13 protein-coding genes are annotated in these 15,879 nt (G+C 67.7%); 11 read left to right on the top strand and 2 right to left on the bottom strand.

Annotated features, from left to right (window positions below; translation table 11 throughout):
- Nucleotides 1–393: 393 nt before the first annotated feature.
- Both K6V06_RS04530 and fdhD read left to right on the top strand, forming a co-directional pair.
- The gene (locus K6V06_RS04530) at nucleotides 394–2,838 is read left to right on the top strand and encodes an FdhF/YdeP family oxidoreductase (protein ID WP_222240407.1); all 2,445 of its coding nucleotides are present in this window, start codon (nucleotides 394–396) and stop codon (nucleotides 2,836–2,838) included.
- On the top strand, nucleotides 2,835–3,713 hold the full coding sequence (gene fdhD / locus K6V06_RS04525) for a formate dehydrogenase accessory sulfurtransferase FdhD (RefSeq protein ID WP_222240406.1): 879 nt from the start codon (nucleotides 2,835–2,837) through the stop codon (nucleotides 3,711–3,713). Before K6V06_RS04530 ends, fdhD begins: the two co-directional genes overlap by 4 nt.
- Here fdhD and K6V06_RS04520 read toward each other — a convergent pair.
- Nucleotides 3,701–4,687, bottom strand: coding sequence for a LysR substrate-binding domain-containing protein (locus K6V06_RS04520; protein WP_222240405.1), 987 nt, complete (start codon nucleotides 4,685–4,687; stop codon nucleotides 3,701–3,703). The two genes, fdhD and K6V06_RS04520, sit on opposite strands and share 13 nt — an antisense overlap.
- Nucleotides 4,688–4,840: 153 nt before the next feature.
- Between K6V06_RS04520 and K6V06_RS04515 the strand changes: the two genes are divergently transcribed.
- The 6 genes from K6V06_RS04515 to K6V06_RS04490 all read left to right on the top strand — a co-directional run bounded on the left by K6V06_RS04515 (nucleotide 4,841) and on the right by K6V06_RS04490 (nucleotide 11,162).
- Nucleotides 4,841–5,875 (top strand): tripartite tricarboxylate transporter substrate binding protein, encoded by a 1,035-nt coding sequence (locus K6V06_RS04515; protein ID WP_222240404.1) that lies wholly within the window; start codon nucleotides 4,841–4,843, stop codon nucleotides 5,873–5,875.
- 49 nt (nucleotides 5,876–5,924) lie between these two features.
- Entirely contained in the window at nucleotides 5,925–7,448 is a 1,524-nt protein-coding gene (locus K6V06_RS04510) for a UxaA family hydrolase (RefSeq protein WP_222240403.1), read from the top strand.
- 82 nt (nucleotides 7,449–7,530) lie between these two features.
- Complete coding sequence (locus K6V06_RS04505; RefSeq protein ID WP_222240791.1) at nucleotides 7,531–9,006, top strand: NAD-dependent succinate-semialdehyde dehydrogenase; 1,476 nt, start codon at nucleotides 7,531–7,533, stop codon at nucleotides 9,004–9,006.
- Between the two features lie 53 nt (nucleotides 9,007–9,059).
- Nucleotides 9,060–9,875 carry a 4-hydroxy-2-oxoheptanedioate aldolase gene (gene hpaI, locus K6V06_RS04500; RefSeq protein ID WP_222240402.1) on the top strand — a complete coding sequence of 272 codons (816 nt, stop codon included), beginning with the start codon at nucleotides 9,060–9,062 and terminating at the stop codon, nucleotides 9,873–9,875.
- Between the two features lie 236 nt (nucleotides 9,876–10,111).
- The gene (gene greA / locus K6V06_RS04495) at nucleotides 10,112–10,588 is read left to right on the top strand and encodes a transcription elongation factor GreA (protein ID WP_222240401.1); all 477 of its coding nucleotides are present in this window, start codon (nucleotides 10,112–10,114) and stop codon (nucleotides 10,586–10,588) included.
- Nucleotides 10,589–10,619: 31 nt separating this feature from the next.
- Nucleotides 10,620–11,162 carry a DUF4149 domain-containing protein gene (locus tag K6V06_RS04490; RefSeq protein ID WP_222240400.1) on the top strand — a complete coding sequence of 181 codons (543 nt, stop codon included), beginning with the start codon at nucleotides 10,620–10,622 and terminating at the stop codon, nucleotides 11,160–11,162.
- 99 nt (nucleotides 11,163–11,261) lie between these two features.
- Here K6V06_RS04490 and K6V06_RS04485 read toward each other — a convergent pair whose 3' ends face one another.
- Nucleotides 11,262–11,759 (bottom strand): YhbY family RNA-binding protein, encoded by a 498-nt coding sequence (locus K6V06_RS04485; RefSeq protein ID WP_222240399.1) that lies wholly within the window; start codon nucleotides 11,757–11,759, stop codon nucleotides 11,262–11,264.
- Nucleotides 11,760–11,944: 185 nt separating this feature from the next.
- Here K6V06_RS04485 and K6V06_RS04480 point away from each other — a divergent pair, with 185 nt between their 5' ends.
- The 3 genes from K6V06_RS04480 (at nucleotide 11,945) to folP (ending at nucleotide 15,775) form a co-directional block, all read left to right on the top strand.
- The gene (locus tag K6V06_RS04480) at nucleotides 11,945–12,610 is read left to right on the top strand and encodes an RlmE family RNA methyltransferase (RefSeq protein WP_222240398.1); all 666 of its coding nucleotides are present in this window, start codon (nucleotides 11,945–11,947) and stop codon (nucleotides 12,608–12,610) included.
- Between the two features lie 210 nt (nucleotides 12,611–12,820).
- Complete coding sequence (ftsH, locus tag K6V06_RS04475) at nucleotides 12,821–14,707, top strand: ATP-dependent zinc metalloprotease FtsH (RefSeq protein WP_222240397.1); 1,887 nt, start codon at nucleotides 12,821–12,823, stop codon at nucleotides 14,705–14,707.
- Nucleotides 14,708–14,911: 204 nt separating this feature from the next.
- Nucleotides 14,912–15,775: a dihydropteroate synthase gene (gene folP, locus K6V06_RS04470; RefSeq protein ID WP_255581602.1), complete on the top strand. Its 864-nt coding sequence runs from the start codon at nucleotides 14,912–14,914 to the stop codon at nucleotides 15,773–15,775.
- Nucleotides 15,776–15,879 lie beyond the last annotated feature (104 nt).

The following is a 15,879-nucleotide window of genomic DNA, read 5'->3' as shown; positions in this document are numbered from 1 at the left end:
CCGGTTGAAGACCAACCCCTCTCCCCGGCCCTCTCCCCTTGAAGGGGAGAGGGGGAAAACCGGCAGCGGTGGAAATACTGCCGGTTTGCTTTCCTCTTCCGCTTGCTGGAGAGCGAAAAGCGGCCAACGGTCGCTCCCCTCTCCCGCTCGCGGGAGAGGGGCCGGGGGAGAGGGAACCCCTCCGCTTCCACTCCCGCCACCCCCTCCCGCGGTAAACGCCGCCATCTCCCTCCTTCCGGCACGAGCCTTGCAACCCGTCCATGACCACGGACAGGGCGGGCCGCTTCACGCCGCCTCGCTGTCCCCACCCACGGTTGGACCTCGCGCATCTTGCAGTCTTTGCAAGCCTTGCCGGCATCGCAAGCCGCGTGGCAGCCAGAACGGAGTCCAGCAATGGCGACAGAGCAGCAACGCATCCCTGACGGTCGGCAGGAGATCGGCCCCGACGAACCGCAGGCTCGGGAACAGGAGGGGCGCCGCGATTTGACCGGCGTCGGCCAGTACGGCGGTCCGGCGGGAGGATGGGGCGCCCTGCAGGCGGTGGCCCGTACGGTACGCCGTCAGATGGGCGCTGGACGCGAGGCCATCATGCTGCTGCGGGTCAACCAGCCGGACGGATTCGATTGTCCCGGCTGCGCCTGGCCCGATCCGCGCGCCGCCTCGTCGTTCGAGTTCTGCGAGAACGGCGCCAAGGCGGTGGCCTGGGAGGCGACCACGAAGCGCACCACGCCCGAATTCTTCGCCCGCCATACGGTGGCGCAGTTGTGGGAGATGAGCGACTTCGAGCTGGAGGACGAGGGGCGACTGACGCATCCGATGGCCTACGATGCCGCCAGCGATCGCTATGTGCCGATCTCGTGGGAGGACGCCTTCGCCCGTATCGGCGCGGCGATGCAGGCACTGCCCGGCGCCGACGCGGCCGAGTTCTACACCTCCGGGCGCGCCTCCAACGAGGCGGCCTTCCTGTTCCAGCTGTTCGCGCGCGAGTTCGGCACCAACAACTTCCCGGACTGCTCGAACATGTGCCACGAAGCGACCAGCGTGGGTTTGCCGGAGTCGATTGGCGTAGGCAAGGGGACGGTGACGCTGGAGGACTTCGATCACTGCGATGCGATCTTCTCCTTCGGCCACAACCCGGGGACCAACCATCCACGCATGCTCTCCACGCTGCGCGCCGCTGCGCGCCGTGGCGCGCCCATCGTCGTCATCAACCCGTTGCGCGAGCGTGGCCTGGAGCGCTTCCTGTCGCCGCAGCATCCGATCGAGATGACGTTGCGCCGGCCCACCGAACTCGCCACCATGTATCTGCAGCCGAAGATCGGCGGCGACGTGGCGGTGATCAAGGGCATGATGAAGACACTGCTGGCGCTGGACGAGCTGGCGCGGCAGCAGGGCGGTGAGCCAGTCATCGACCACGCCTTCGTCGCCGAGCATACCGACGGCTACGAGGCGCTGGTCGCCGATCTGCAGGGCACCGGCTGGGACGATATCGAAGCCGTGTCGGGCCTGCCACGCGCGGAGATCGAGGCGGCCGCACAGGTCTATGCGCAGGCAAGGCGGGTCATCGTCTGCTACGGCATGGGCATCACCCAGCATCGGCAGGGCACCGCCAACGTGCAGCAGCTGTGCAATCTGCTGCTGATGCGCGGCAATATCGGCCGCGAGGGCGCCGGCATCTGTCCGCTGCGCGGGCACTCCAACGTGCAAGGCGATCGGACCGTCGGCATCACCGAAATCCCCACCGCGGACTTCCTCGACCGGCTCGACCAGGTGTTTGGCATCCAGTCGCCGCGCAGGCACGGTCATAACGCCGTCGAGACGGTCAAGTCGATCCAGCGCGGCGACTCCCGCGCGATGATTTCGCTGGGCGGCAATTTCGCCGTGGCGATGCCCGATCCCGAGCAGACCTTCGAGGCGATGCGCAAGCTCGACCTTGCCGTGCATATCGCCACCAAGCTCAACCGTTCGCACCTGCTGATCGCGCGGCAGAGCCTGATCCTGCCGTGCCTGGGCCGCACCGAACGCGACGAGCAGAACGGGGCGGCGCAGTCGGTGACCGTCGAGGATTCGATGTCGATGGTCCATGTTTCGCGTGGCACCCTGCCGCCGGCCTCGCCGCACCTGCGCTCGGAGCCGTGGATCGTCGCGCAGATGGCCAAGGCAACGCTGCCGCGCACACGTATCGACTGGGACGGCTTCGTCGCCGACTATGCGAAGATCCGCGACGCCATCGAGGCGGTGTTTGCCGACTTCCACGATTACAACGACCGCGTGTCCCGGCCGCTCGGATTCCGGCTGCGCAATACCGCTTCCGAGCGCATCTGGCGCACGCCCAGCGGCCGCGCCAACTTCATCCCGATGGCAGGGCTGAACGAGGATCCGCGCACCAATCACAGCGAGGCGCTGATGCTGGCCACCATCCGCAGCCACGACCAGTACAACACCACCATCTATGGTGCGAACGACCGCTACCGTGGCATCACCGGGCGCCGCGACGTGGTCTTCATGAACGAGCGCGACCTCGCCGACCGCGGCTTGCGTCATGGCGATCTGGTCGATCTGGAAGCGGTGTCCGATACGGTCGGCGTGCCGGGATCGCGGGTGCTGCGCGGCCTGACCGCGGTGGCCTTTCCGATCTCGCGCGGATCGGTTGCCGCTTACTATCCGGAGGCGAACTGCCTGGTCGAACTGGTGCATTTCGATCCGCGCAGCGGCACGCCGTCGTACAAGTCGGTGCCGATCTTCGTCAGACGAAGCCGCGCCGCGCCGGGCACCGCGCCGGACAACTCCCGCACGTCGGCCCAGCGTACGCAGCCGGCCACGGTGCCCGCATCATGACAGCCGAATTCGATCCGACGCTTCCCGTGGCCGATCGCGCCGGCTACGGGGACTTTGCCGTTACCCGCTACCGGCGGGGCGCTCGCGCCGAGGAGACCGACACCGCGTGCGAGGAGTTTCCGGTCGCGCTGGTCTTCAACGGTTTGTCGCACGCGGTGATGATGGCGACGCCCCGCGACCTGGAAGCACTGGCGGTCGGGTTTGCCTTGACCGAGGGCATCGTGCCGGACCGGCGCGCGATTCTCGATTACGAGGCGGTGGTCGGCGACCGTGCCGCCGAAGTGCGGCTCTCCATCTCGCAGGGCGCGTTCTTCGCGCTGAAGGCGAGGCGCCGTTCGCTGGCGGGACGGACCGGGTGCGGGCTGTGCGGCATCGAGAGCCTTGCAATGCTCGATCTCGCGCCCGAGCGTGTGGCGCCCCTGGCCGGGCCGCTCGATATTGCCAGTGCCGTGGCGCGCGCGGCGAGGGAGCTGCCCGCGCACCAGGCGCTGATGGCCCGCACCGGCGGGATGCATGCGGCGGCATGGTGCGACCGGCAGGGGCGGGTGCTGCAAGCGTTCGAGGATGTCGGCCGTCACAACGCTCTGGACAAGCTGATCGGCGCGCGCGCGCTACGCCGGCAACCCTTCGGCGACGGCTTCGTCTTCCTGTCCAGCCGGGCAAGCTACGAACTCGTGCGCAAGGCCGCGCGGGTAGGGATCCCCATGCTGGCGACGATCTCCGCGCCGACATCGCTGGCGATCGACATCGCACGGCAGGCCGGCATGACGCTGGCCAGTTTCTGCCGGCAGGATGGTTGCGTGGTCTATGCGGACGGCCGGCAGGTGCGTCCTGTCCATGGCGCGGCCCAGGCGCATGACGCTCAGACGGCCTGACGGCTGGTGGCGCTGACTTCGCCGGCGGCCAGCCGCAGGCATTCGCTCAACTGCCTCGCGCCGCCGGGCAGGGCGCGCTCGCGCATCGTGATGATACCCACCGGCGGCAATTCCACCGGGACGGCCAGGTCCAGCATGTGCAACTGGCCCTGGCGGGCCAGGCGTGCCGCCACGGAGCGCGCCAGAAACCCCACCGCATCGCTGTCCGCGACAAAGGCGGCCACCGCCAGATACGACGAAGTCTCGATGCGGTCGGACGGCGGCTCCAGCCCGCGGGCGAGAAACGCCTGCTCCAGCTTGACGCGCAGCGATGCCCAGGGCGGTGGCATCACGCACGGCAGTCCCGCCAGATCTTCCCAGGAGGCCGCCGGTGCCCTGCGCCGCGCGCCGGTCTTGCCCGCCGGGCTGGCAAGCCGATGGCCCACGCGCACCACCGCGGACATCGGCTCGTTGTACAGCGCCTCGGTCGCCAGGTCGGGCGCGGCGTAGCCGGGCTCGAGCCGGCCCACGATCAGATCGAGCTCCGCCAGGCGCAGCTTGGGCAGCAGATGGGTCAGATCGCCTTCCTCGACCAGCACGGTGGCCTGCGCCGAGCGCGTCTTGAGCAGCGCGACGGCGCGGTTGAGCAGCACCGGCAGCGCCGCCCCCATCGCGCCGACCCGCGCCCGCACCATCGCGCCGGTTCCCGCCGCGTCGATCTCCTCGCGCGTGCGCTCGTATTGCGCGATCACGCCCCGCGCGAAGCGGATCAGCGCTTCGCCCGCCGAAGTCGGCTCGGTACCGCGCGTGGAGCGGATGAACAGCACCAGGTCGAGCATCTTCTCGATCTCGGTCAGCGTCTTCGAGACAGCCGGCTGGCTGACCGACAGGAATTCGGCGGTGCGCCCCAGGTGCCGGAATTCGTCGAGCGCCACCAGCAGTTGCAGATGGCGCAGCTTGATGTTGGAGCGCAGCGCGCGGTCGATATGGGCCATGCCCGTAGTCTACCTAACCGGAAGGTTATGAAGCGATTCCGTAATTGGATTGGATTGTTATGCCGGGCGCGGACACAATCCGGGCATGCCGGCCACGTCAATGCGCGGACCGGCATCGAAGACAAGACCAATGACAGCATGCGAGGAAGACACATGAAGCGCGAGATCCCCACCAATCCTCTCCGCCGCCGTCTGCTGCTGGGCGCGGGCGCGGCAACCGCGGCCGGCGCCGCCGGCATCACCGGTCTGGCCAGCGCGCTGCTGCCGGCTGCGGCGCGAGCGGCAAGCGGCTACCCGGAGCGGCCCATCACCTTCATCTGTCCCTGGCCGGTCGGCGGCACCGCGGACCAGTCGATGCGCGCGCTCTGCCAGGTCGCCTCCGGCCTGCTGAAGCAGTCGATCGTGGTGGAGAACCGCGCCGGCGCGTCCGGCATGATCGGCACCCGGGCGCTGGCGCGGGCCAAGCCGGACGGCTATACCATCGGCCAGATCCCGATCTCGGTGACGCGCTTCTCGCAGCTCGGCATGCTCGAAATCGATCCCCGCCGGGAACTGACCTATCTGGCCAGGACCTCCGGCCAGACCTTCGGCATCGCGGTGCCCGCTTCCTCGCCCTACGAGACGCTGCAGGAGGTCGTGGCCGCAGCGAAGGCAAATCCCGGCAAGGTGACCTACGGCCATGCCGGCGTGGGCGGCGCGACCCATGTGGGCATGGAGCAGTTCGCCATGGCAGCCGGCGTGCGCTTCAATGCGATCGCCTACAAGGGCGGCGCGCAGGCGCTGCAGGACGTGCTGGCCGGGCAGGTCGATCTGCTCGCCGATTCGAGCTCCTGGGCGCCGCATGTGGAAGCGGGCAAGCTGCGACTGCTCGCCACCTGGGGAGCGCAGCGCACGCCGCGCTTCAAGGACACGCCGACCCTGCGCGAGCTCGGCTACGACGTCGTGGTCGAGGCGCCGAATGGCATCGGCGCCCCGGCCGGGCTGGACCCGGCGGTCGAGTCGCGTCTGCGCGAAGCCTTCCGCGCCGCGGTGGGCAGCGACGAATTCCGGCAGGTAGCCGCGCGCATCGATGCGCCCGTGATGTACCTGGACGGCCCCGACTACAAGAAGTACATCGGTACCGTCTACGAGCAGGAGACGCAGCTGATCCAGCGTCTGCGGCTGAAGGAACTGCTGCAGCAGACCTGATGCGCGGCGACCTGCGGCGCTCCCTCCCACCTTCACGATTGCCCTCATCTTGAACTCGAACCCGGTCATCCGCCTGCATGCCAACGACAACGTACTGATTGCCCGAAGCGCGTTGTCGCTCGGCCAGGTCATCGATGCCTGCGGCATGCGGGCGCGGGCGCAGGTGCCGGCTGGCCACAAGATCGCGGCGTGCCGGATCCCGCGCGGCACGCCGGTGCGCAAGTACGATGCCGTGATCGGCGTGGCCGAGCGCGATATCGCCGCGGGCGACCACGTGCATTCCCACAACCTGCGGCTGGAAGATTTCGCGCGCGATCCCGCCTTCTGCGCCGATGTGCAACCGATCGACTATGTGCCGGAGGAACACCGCGCGCGCTTCGACGGCTACGTGCGTCCCGACGGCCGCGTGGGCACGCGCAACTTCATCGGCATCCTGTCGACCGTCAACTGCTCCGCCACGGTGATACACCACATCGCCGCGCATTTCACGCGGGAGCGGCTGGCGGCGTATCCCAATGTCGACGGCGTGGTCGCGTTCGCGCATGGCAGCGGCTGCGGCATGTCCTCGCCCAGCCCGCATTTCGACCTGCTGCGCCGCACGCTGGCGGGCTACGCGCGCCATCCGAACCTCGCGGGCGTGCTGATCGTCGGTCTGGGTTGCGAACGCAACCAGGTGGGCGCACTGGTCGAATCGCAGGGGCTGGTGCCCGGCGTCAATGTGCAGACGCTGGTGATGCAGGAAAGCGGCGGCACGCGCGAGACCATCGACGCCGGTATTCGCGCCATCGAGGCGATGCTGCCCGCGGCCAACGCGGCGCGGCGCCAGCCGGTGCCGGCAAGCCACCTGAAGATCGGGCTGGAGTGCGGCGGCTCGGACGGCTTTTCAGGCATCAGCGCCAACCCCGCGCTCGGCGCGGCGATGGACATCCTCGTGCGCCATGGCGGCACGGCGATCCTGTCGGAAACGCCAGAGATCCATGGCGTCGAATACATGCTGACGCGGCGCGCGGTCTCTGCAGAGGTCGGCCAGAAGTTGCTGGACCGGCTTGCATGGTGGGAGCAGTACACCGCCGGACACAACGCGCAGTTCAATGGCGTGGTCGGTCACGGCAACCAGCAGGGCGGGCTGGCCAATATCTTCGAGAAGTCGCTCGGCTCGGCGATGAAGGGCGGGACCACGCCGCTGCAGGCGGTGTACGAGTATGCGGAGCCGATCGACAAGGCCGGCTTCGTCTTCATGGATTCCCCCGGCTACGACCCGGTCGCGGTCACGGGACAGATCGCCAGTGGCGCGAACCTGATCTGCTTTACCACCGGGCGCGGCTCGATGTTCGGCTCCAAGCCGGCGCCCACGATCAAGCTCGCCTCCAACACGCCGATGTACCGGCGCCTGTCCAACGATATGGACATCAACTGCGGCCTGGTGATCGACGGCGAGTTGTCGGTGCAGGAGATGGGGCAACGGATCTTCGAGCACATCCTGCGCGCGGCGTCGGGCGAGCGCACCTGCAGCGAACGGCTGGGGCTGGGCGACCATGAGTTCGTGCCGTGGCATCTGGGCATCGTCAGCTGAGCAGCAGCGCAGCGCCGACCCCGCCGGCCCATCGGAGCGTTCGCACGCGACGCCGATCCACCCCATCAACCATGCATCGACCATGCCCTTGTCACTATCCGACCCCGCGCTGCTGCGCACGCGAAACCTGATCGGCGCCGAGTGGCGCGCCGCACGATCGGCCAGCGAGTTCGACGTCACCGACCCCGCCACCGGCGCGCGGATCGCCCTGGTGCCGGACAGTCGCGCCGACGATGCACGGGCCGCCGCCGACGCGGCCAGCGCCGCCTTCGCCGGGTGGAGCCGCCGGCCGGCGCAGGAGCGCGGCCGGCTGTTGCAACGCTGGCATGCGCTGATGCTGGAGCATCGCGAAGACCTTGCCCGCATCATCTCGGCCGAGCAGGGCAAGCCCATGAAGGAGAGCCGGGGCGAGGTGCAGTACGGCGCCTCCTATGTGGAGTGGTTTGCCGCGGAAGCCCCGCGCATCTGCGGCGACATCCTTGCGGAGCCTGTGTCGGGCCGCAAGCTGATGGTGCTCAAGGAGCCGGTGGGCGTGGTCGCCGCCATCACCCCGTGGAATTTCCCCCTGGCGATGATCGCGCGCAAGATCGCGCCCGCGCTGGCGGCCGGCTGCACGGTGGTGGCCAAGCCTGCCGAGGACACGCCGCTGACGGCGCTGGCGCTGGTCCACCTCGCGCGGCAGGCGGGGATTCCTGACGGGGTGATCAACATCGTCACGGCGTCGCGCGAGCGCACGCCGGAGGTGGTCGATGCCTGGCTCGCCGATCCCCGCGTGCGCAAGATCACCTTCACCGGCTCGACCCCGATAGGCAAGCACCTGGCCCGCGCATCGGCCGACACGCTGAAAAAGCTGTCGCTGGAGCTGGGAGGCAATGCGCCATTCATCGTGTTCGACGATGCGGACCTGGACGCGGCCGTGGACGGGTTGATGGCATCGAAATTCCGCAATGGCGGACAGACCTGCGTCTGTCCGAACCGCATCTATGTACAGCGCGCGGTGCACGACGATTTCGTCGAGCGGCTGGCGCGGCGCGTTGCCGCGCTGACGGTCGGGCCGGCCAGCGAGGACGGCGCCGACATCGGCCCGATGATCAACGCCCGTGCGGTGGACAAGATCGCGCGTCATGTCGAGGATGCCGTGGCGAGGGGCGCCCGCGTGGTGACAGGCGGCAAGCGCGTGCGGCGGGACGATGGGCCCAACTACTACGCGCCAACCGTGCTGGTCGGCGCCACGCCCGAGATGGCGCTGTCCTGCGAGGAGACCTTCGGCCCGGTGGCGCCAGTCTTCCGCTTCGACAGCGAGGACGAGGTAGTCCATCATGCCAACGATACGCCGTTCGGTCTTGCCGCCTACTTCTACTCGAGCGACGTGCGCCGTATCTGGCGGGTTGCACAGGCGCTGGAAACCGGTATCGTGGGCATCAACGAGGGGGCCATCGCTGCCGAGGCCGCACCGTTTGGCGGCGTCAAGGAGTCGGGCTATGGGCGCGAGGGCTCGCGCCATGGCCTGGACGACTACCTGCACCTGAAGTACCTGTGCCAGGGCCAGCTCGGCTGACAAGCCCGCTGCAAGAACAAGATCTTCCTGTTATCTGTCGAGGACACTGTCGCATGCCTGCCAACAATCCCTTCAAGGCGGCCCTTGCCGCGCGCCAGGCCCAGGTCGGCCTGTGGCTGTCGATGGCCTCGCCCTATCTGTCCGAGGTTGCCGCCACGGCCGGCTTCGACTGGCTGCTGATCGACGGCGAGCACGCGCCCAACGACGTGCGCAGCATCCTCGCGCAGCTGCAGGCCGTCGCGCCCTACCGTGCCGCGCCCGTGGTGCGCGCGGTCGCCGGTGACGTGGCGCTGATCAAGCAACTGCTCGATATCGGCGCGAAGACGCTGCTCGTGCCGATGGTGGATACCGCCCAGCAGGCGCGCGCGCTGGTTGCCGCGACGCGCTATCCGCCGGCTGGCATTCGCGGCGTCGGCAGCGCGGTGGCGCGTGTCTCGCAATGGAGCGGCCGCGCCGACTATCTCGATATCGCGGACGACGAAGTCTGCCTGCTGGTGCAGGCCGAGACCGTGACGGCGCTGGCCAACCTGGACGCGATCTGCGCCGTCGAGGGGGTGGACGGCGTGTTCATCGGGCCGGCCGACCTTGCCGCATCGATGGGGCACCGGGGCAATCCGGGTCATCCGGAAGTGCAGCAAGCCATTGAGAGCGCCATGCGCACCATTATCGCCAGCGGCAAGGCGGCCGGCACGCTGACCTCGGACGCCGCGCTGGCGCGCCGTTATCTCGAGCTGGGCTGCACCTTCGTGGCGACCGGCGTCGATGTGCTGCTGTTTGCCAAGGCCGCGCGGCAGCTGGCCGCCTCCTTCCTCGGGGGTGACGGCGCCCGAACGTGCGCGCTGCCGGTTACCGACGGACCGGGCTACTGACGCGCCGGCAGGCATCCCGACCTCCCGCCGCAGTTGCTGGCGGCGGTCGTCTTGACCTAAACTAGCGGGAATTTCGGCGATCCAGTCGCCTGTAGCCTCGACCTCACAGCTTGTCGAAGTCGTAGAAGTCGTTAGAGAAACCACCCAAAAGCCGCGGTAGGGCGGAGGTGTGTGACGGCAACGTCGCCGTGCACATCGCCCGCTACGCTGCGGCTCATTTTTTTGCCTGAAGAGACATGAGCACGATTCCGATTACCAAGCGCGGCGCAGAACTTCTGAAGGAGGAGCTGCAACGCCTGAAGGCCGTCGAGCGTCCTGCGGTGATCAATGCCATTGCCGAGGCGCGTGCCCAGGGCGATCTGTCCGAGAACGCCGAATACGATGCCGCCAAGGAAAAGCAGGCATTCATCGAAGGTCGCATCCAGGAAGTGGAGGCCAAGCTGTCCGCCGCCCAGATCATCGATCCGACCCTGCTGGAAACCGATGGCCGCATCGTGTTCGGCGCCACGGTCGATCTGGAGGATCTCGAGTCGGGCAAGGCAGTCTGCTACCAGATCGTCGGCGAGGACGAGGCCGATCTGGACAAGGGCAAGATCTCCGTGAGCTCGCCCATCGCGCGCGCCCTGATCGGCAAGTTCGAGGGCGATGTCGCCACCGTGCTGGCCCCCGGCGGCGAGCGCGAGTACGAAGTCATCGGCGTGCGCTACATCTGAGGCCGGCGCTATCGCTGCCTCCAGCAACGGCATGTCCCTCACCGCCAACACGCCTTCCTCCCAGGCAGCGCCCCGCGAGGGGCTGCTGCCGGATCGGCTGTTCCTGCTGCTGACGGTGGTCTGGGCGGGCAGCCTGTGGACGATCGGCTATCTGGTCGCGCCGACACTGTTCGCAAGCCTGCCCAGCCGGCAGATGGCCGGCATGGTGGCGGGGCAGCTGTTCCGCACCGAGGCGATCCTCGGGGTGGTAATCGGCGTGCTGCAGCTGGTGCTGTGCAATGTGATGATCCGCCGCGGCGCCACGCACTACCGGGCCTTGCGCTGGCTGGTGCTCGGCATGCTGTGCTGCGTGCTGATTGGCTACTTCGGCTTGCAGCCGTTCATGGAGAGCCTGCGGCACAAGGCGCAGGCGCTCGGGGTCGGCGTTGGCGACTCGCCGTTCCGCGCGCGCTTCGGCCTGCTGCACGGCATCTCCAGCGCGTTCTACCTGTTGCAGAGCCTGCTGGCGCTTGCGCTGGTGTGGCGAGTGGCCGCTCACGGCGGTCGCGGTGACAAGGGCCGTCGCCAGATGTGACGAGGCGTTCAAGGCGCCAGGACCGTGAAGGCGCCGATTCGGCGGAGGGGCGGCAGGGCGGCAGGGCCGGACGGAAGCCGGCCCCATGCGAGGGAGCGGTCAGCCCAGCGATTTCTTCTTGGGGCTCGCCTGGCGCGTACGCGCGCGCTTGACGTTGCCGCCGGCGGTGACACGCTCGTTGCCCAGCACGGTGACCGTGCTGCGCGTGGGGCGGCGTCCCGGCGTTGCAGCGGGTTTGCGCACGGTGACCGTACGCGGCGCGGCGCCACGGCGCTGGGCCATGCGTCCGAGTTCTTCCGGCTGGTTCTCCTTCAGGCGGGCCGGTCCCGGACGCCATACCACCAGCAGCTTGCCGATATGCTGGATCGGCGCGGCATTGAGTTCGTCGCAGATGGCTTCGTAGATCTCGATGCGGCTTTCGCGGTCGTCGCCGAACACGCGGATCTTGATCAGGTCGTGGGCAGCAAGGCTGCGATCGATTTCGGCCAGGACCGAGCGGGTCAGTCCTTCCGCGCCGATCATCACGACCGGATTGAGGCCGTGGGCGCGGGAGCGGAGTTCGGAACGCTGGGCGGGAATCAGTTGAAGGGCAGGCATGATCTGTTGGAAAAGCGGACGGCTGGCGCACGGCCAGCAAAACAGCGGCAGCCTCGGTGGCTGGCACTGCGCAACGGCGCGTATTATCCGCCAAACCGGCGCCCTCGGGCGGCGATTTCATTGAGGAACGGGAAGCGAGGTGTCCGGCGGCCATGCCCCCGACTCCCCTCGCAAGCGGCATTCGAATGGCGAAGAACAAATTCAGGCAGTCATGGCTGCATGACCACATCAACGATCCCTACGTGAAGATGGCGCAGCGCGAGGGTTACCGCGCGCGGGCGGCCTACAAGCTCAAGGAGATCGACGAGCAGGACAAGCTGATCCAGCCAGGGCAGGTGGTGGTCGACCTGGGCGCGGCGCCAGGCAGCTGGAGCCAATATGTGCGCAACAAGCTGGCCGCCTCGCCACGAGCGCAGGATGGCCGCATCGACGGCGCCGTGGTCGCGATCGACCTGCTGCCGATGGAGCCGGTCGCCGACGTGGCCTTCATCCAGGGCGACTTCCGCGAGGAGGAGGTGTTCCGCCAGCTGGAGGCCGTGGTCCTGCAGGCGTCGGGCGGCAGCAAGATCGACCTTGTTTTATCCGATATGGCCCCCAACCTGTCGGGTGTGGCGGCGGCCGACGCGGCCCGGATCGAGTATCTGTGCGACCTGGCGCTGGAGTTTGCCCAGGCGCATCTGAAGCCGGACGGGGCGTTGCTGGTAAAGTGCTTCCATGGCAGCGGCTACAGCCAGATCGTGGAGAAGTTCAAGCGGCAATTCCGCGTCGTGGCCAAGCGCAAGCCCAAGGCGTCGCGCGACAAGTCATCCGAAACCTTCATCCTGGGACGGTACCTGAAGAACCCCGCGTAGGCCGGCGAACCGACCGGTCGGCCGGCGGGCAACTATCCCGGCTTTCCTCGGTCTGATTTCTCGGCTACGTGTCGCCCCAGGCGGCTTCGGGGCCGCTCTGACGGCCGACTATCGGCCCGATAGATAGACTGTTCGTACCTGGTTTCATGCGCTGCATTACAATGCAACGCAGCTACCTCGTTGGCAAGGCATTCGCAAAGGAGTTCGGCCTTGAATAACAACCTGTTTCAAAAGGCGGCAATCTGGCTCGTGATCGCGCTGGTGTTGTTTACCGTCTTCAAGCAGTTCGACAAGCCCCGTGCGCAGGAAGGCGTCACCTACTCGCAGTTCATGGAGGACGCCAAGAATGGCAAGGTGAGCCGCGTCGATGTGCAGGGCCGCAACCTCGTGGTGACGCCGCGGGAAGGGCAGAAGTACACCATCATCTCGCCGGGCGACATCTGGATGGTCGGCGACCTGATGAAGTACGGCGTGCAGGTCACCGGCAAGGCGGATGATGAGCCGAATGTGCTTGTTCAGGCACTTTACTACCTCGGACCGACCCTGCTGATCATCGTGTTCTGGTTCTACATGATGCGGCAGATGCAGGGTGGCGGAAAGGGCGGCGCCTTCTCGTTCGGCAAGTCGCGCGCGCGGCTGATCGACGAGAACCAGAACGCGGTCACCTTCCAGGACGTCGCCGGCTGCGACGAGGCCAAGGAGGAAGTCGTCGAACTGGTCGACTTCCTGAAGGACCCGCAGAAGTTCCAGAAGCTGGGCGGGCGCATCCCGCGCGGCGTGCTGCTGGTCGGCCCTCCGGGTACCGGCAAGACGCTGCTTGCCCGCGCCATCGCCGGCGAAGCGAAGGTGCCGTTCTTCAGCATCTCGGGCTCGGACTTCGTTGAAATGTTCGTCGGCGTCGGCGCCGCGCGCGTTCGCGACATGTTCGAGAACGCCAAGAAGCAGGCGCCCTGCATCGTGTTCATCGACGAAATCGACGCGGTCGGCCGCCATCGCGGCGCCGGCATGGGCGGCGGCAACGACGAGCGCGAGCAGACCCTGAACCAGATGCTGGTCGAGATGGATGGCTTCGAGGCCAACTCGGGCGTGATCGTCATCGCCGCGACCAACCGTGCGGATGTGCTGGACAAGGCGCTGCTGCGTCCTGGCCGTTTCGACCGCCAGGTCTATGTGGGCCTGCCGGACATCCGTGGCCGCGAGCAGATCCTGAAGGTCCATATGCGCAAGGTGCCCATCGGCAACGACGTGGACGCCGCCGTGCTGGCGCGCGGCACGCCGGGCTTCTCGGGTGCCGACCTGGCCAACCTGGTCAACGAGGCCGCACTGTTCGCCGCCCGCCGCAACAAGCGCGTGGTCGACATGCAGGACTTCGAGGACGCGAAGGACAAGATCTACATGGGCCCGGAGCGCAAGTCGACCGTGATGCGCGAGGAAGAGCGCAAGGCGACGGCTTACCACGAGTCCGGCCACGCGGTGGTGGCCAAGCTGCTGCCCAAGGCCGACCCGGTCCACAAGGTCACCATCATGCCGCGCGGCTGGGCCCTGGGCGTGACGTGGCAGCTGCCCGAGCACGACAAGTACTCGAAGTACAAGGACAACATGCTCGACGAGATCGCCATCCTGTTTGGCGGCCGTGCAGCCGAGGAAGTGTTCCTCAATGCGATGAGCACCGGGGCCTCCAACGACTTCGAGCGCGCCACCAAGATCGCGCGCGACATGGTGACCCGCTTCGGCATGAGCGACTCGCTCGGCACCATGGTGTACGTCGATACCGAGCAGGAAGGCATGTTCGGCAAGATGTCGTCGAAGTCGGTGTCCGAGGCGACGCAGCAGAAGGTCGACGCCGAAATCCGCCGCATCGTGGACGAGCAGTACGCGCTGGCCAAGCGCCTGCTGGAAGAAAACCGCGAGAAGGTGGAGGCAATGACCGCCGCGCTGATGGAGTGGGAAACGATCGATGCCGATCAGGTCAACGACATCATGGCCGGCAAGCCGCCGCGCCCGCCGCGTGGCGTGTCGGGGACCAGCGGCGGCGGTACCCCGCCGTCGGGTGGATCGCCCGTGACGCCGCCGTCCAACGCGCCGGCCACCGCCTGAGGAGAGCCGGGCGGTCTGGAGCGCAAGGGCAGCCAGCCCGCCTTCGGCCGCTACGGACGGCAAAGGGACCGCAAGGTCCTCGCTGGCGAATCAATATGAAGCCGGTGCCAGGTGCACCGGCTTTTTTTCATTGGCATCGCCGGCCTTGCCGCGGAAGTCGGCACCGCGATCACGCCGACGCCATCTGGAACGAGGCTGTTTCGATTGTTTACACAGTATTTTCAGTGCGGACGCTATCGTTTCGCTCTTGACCGCCGCCCGCTGGTGATGGGAATTCTGAACGTGACCCCGGATTCCTTTTCGGATGGCGGCCAGCATGCCGGGCGTGACGCCGCGCTGCGGCACGCCGAGCGCATGATCGACGAGGGCGTGGACATCATCGATATCGGCGGCGAGTCGAGCCGTCCGGGCTCGGCGTCGCTGCCCCTGTCCGAGGAACTGGACCGGGTGTTGCCGGTGATCGAAGCGCTGCGCGACTGCGGCAAACCGCTGTCGATCGACACCTACAAGCCCGACACCATGCGCGCCGCGCTGGCTGCCGGCGCCGACCTCATCAACGATATCTGGGGCTTTCGGATGCCGGGCGCCATCGAAGCGGTCGCCGGCGGACAGGCGGGACTGTGCGCGATGCACATGCAGCGCGATCCGCAGACCATGCAGGAGGCGCCGCACTACCAGGACGTGGTGGGGGAGGTGCACGCCTTTCTTGCCGATCGCGTCACCGCGCTGCGGGCCGCGGGCATCGAGGACAGCCGCATCGTGCTCGATCCAGGGTTTGGCTTTGGCAAGACGCCCGATCATAATTTGCGCCTGCTTGGCGAGCTGCCCCGGCTGAGCGTGGACGGCCTGCCGCTGCTGGCGGGGCTGTCGCGCAAGTCCACGCTGGGTGCCATCCTGGGCGGGCGGCCGCCGGCAGGCCGGATCGCCGCGAGCGTCGCCGCCGCAGTGTGCGCCGCCGAACGGGGCGCCTATATCGTGCGGGTGCACGATGTCGCCGACACCGTCAACGCCATCCGGACCTGGTGGGCGATACGGCAGCAGCGGGCAGACGCCGCATTGCAGCCCTGACCAGCGGCGCGAGCGGCAGGTGTGGTCCAGTCCGGACCGGACAAGATCAAAACACAGACGGCCGCCTGGCAAGCAAGGCGAGGACGGCCCATAGAACGGAGAAA

This window comes from Cupriavidus sp. AU9028 (assembly GCF_019795295.1).
GTDB lineage: Bacteria > Pseudomonadota > Gammaproteobacteria > Burkholderiales > Burkholderiaceae > Cupriavidus.
This window is presented reverse-complemented; position numbering and strand designations above follow the sequence as displayed.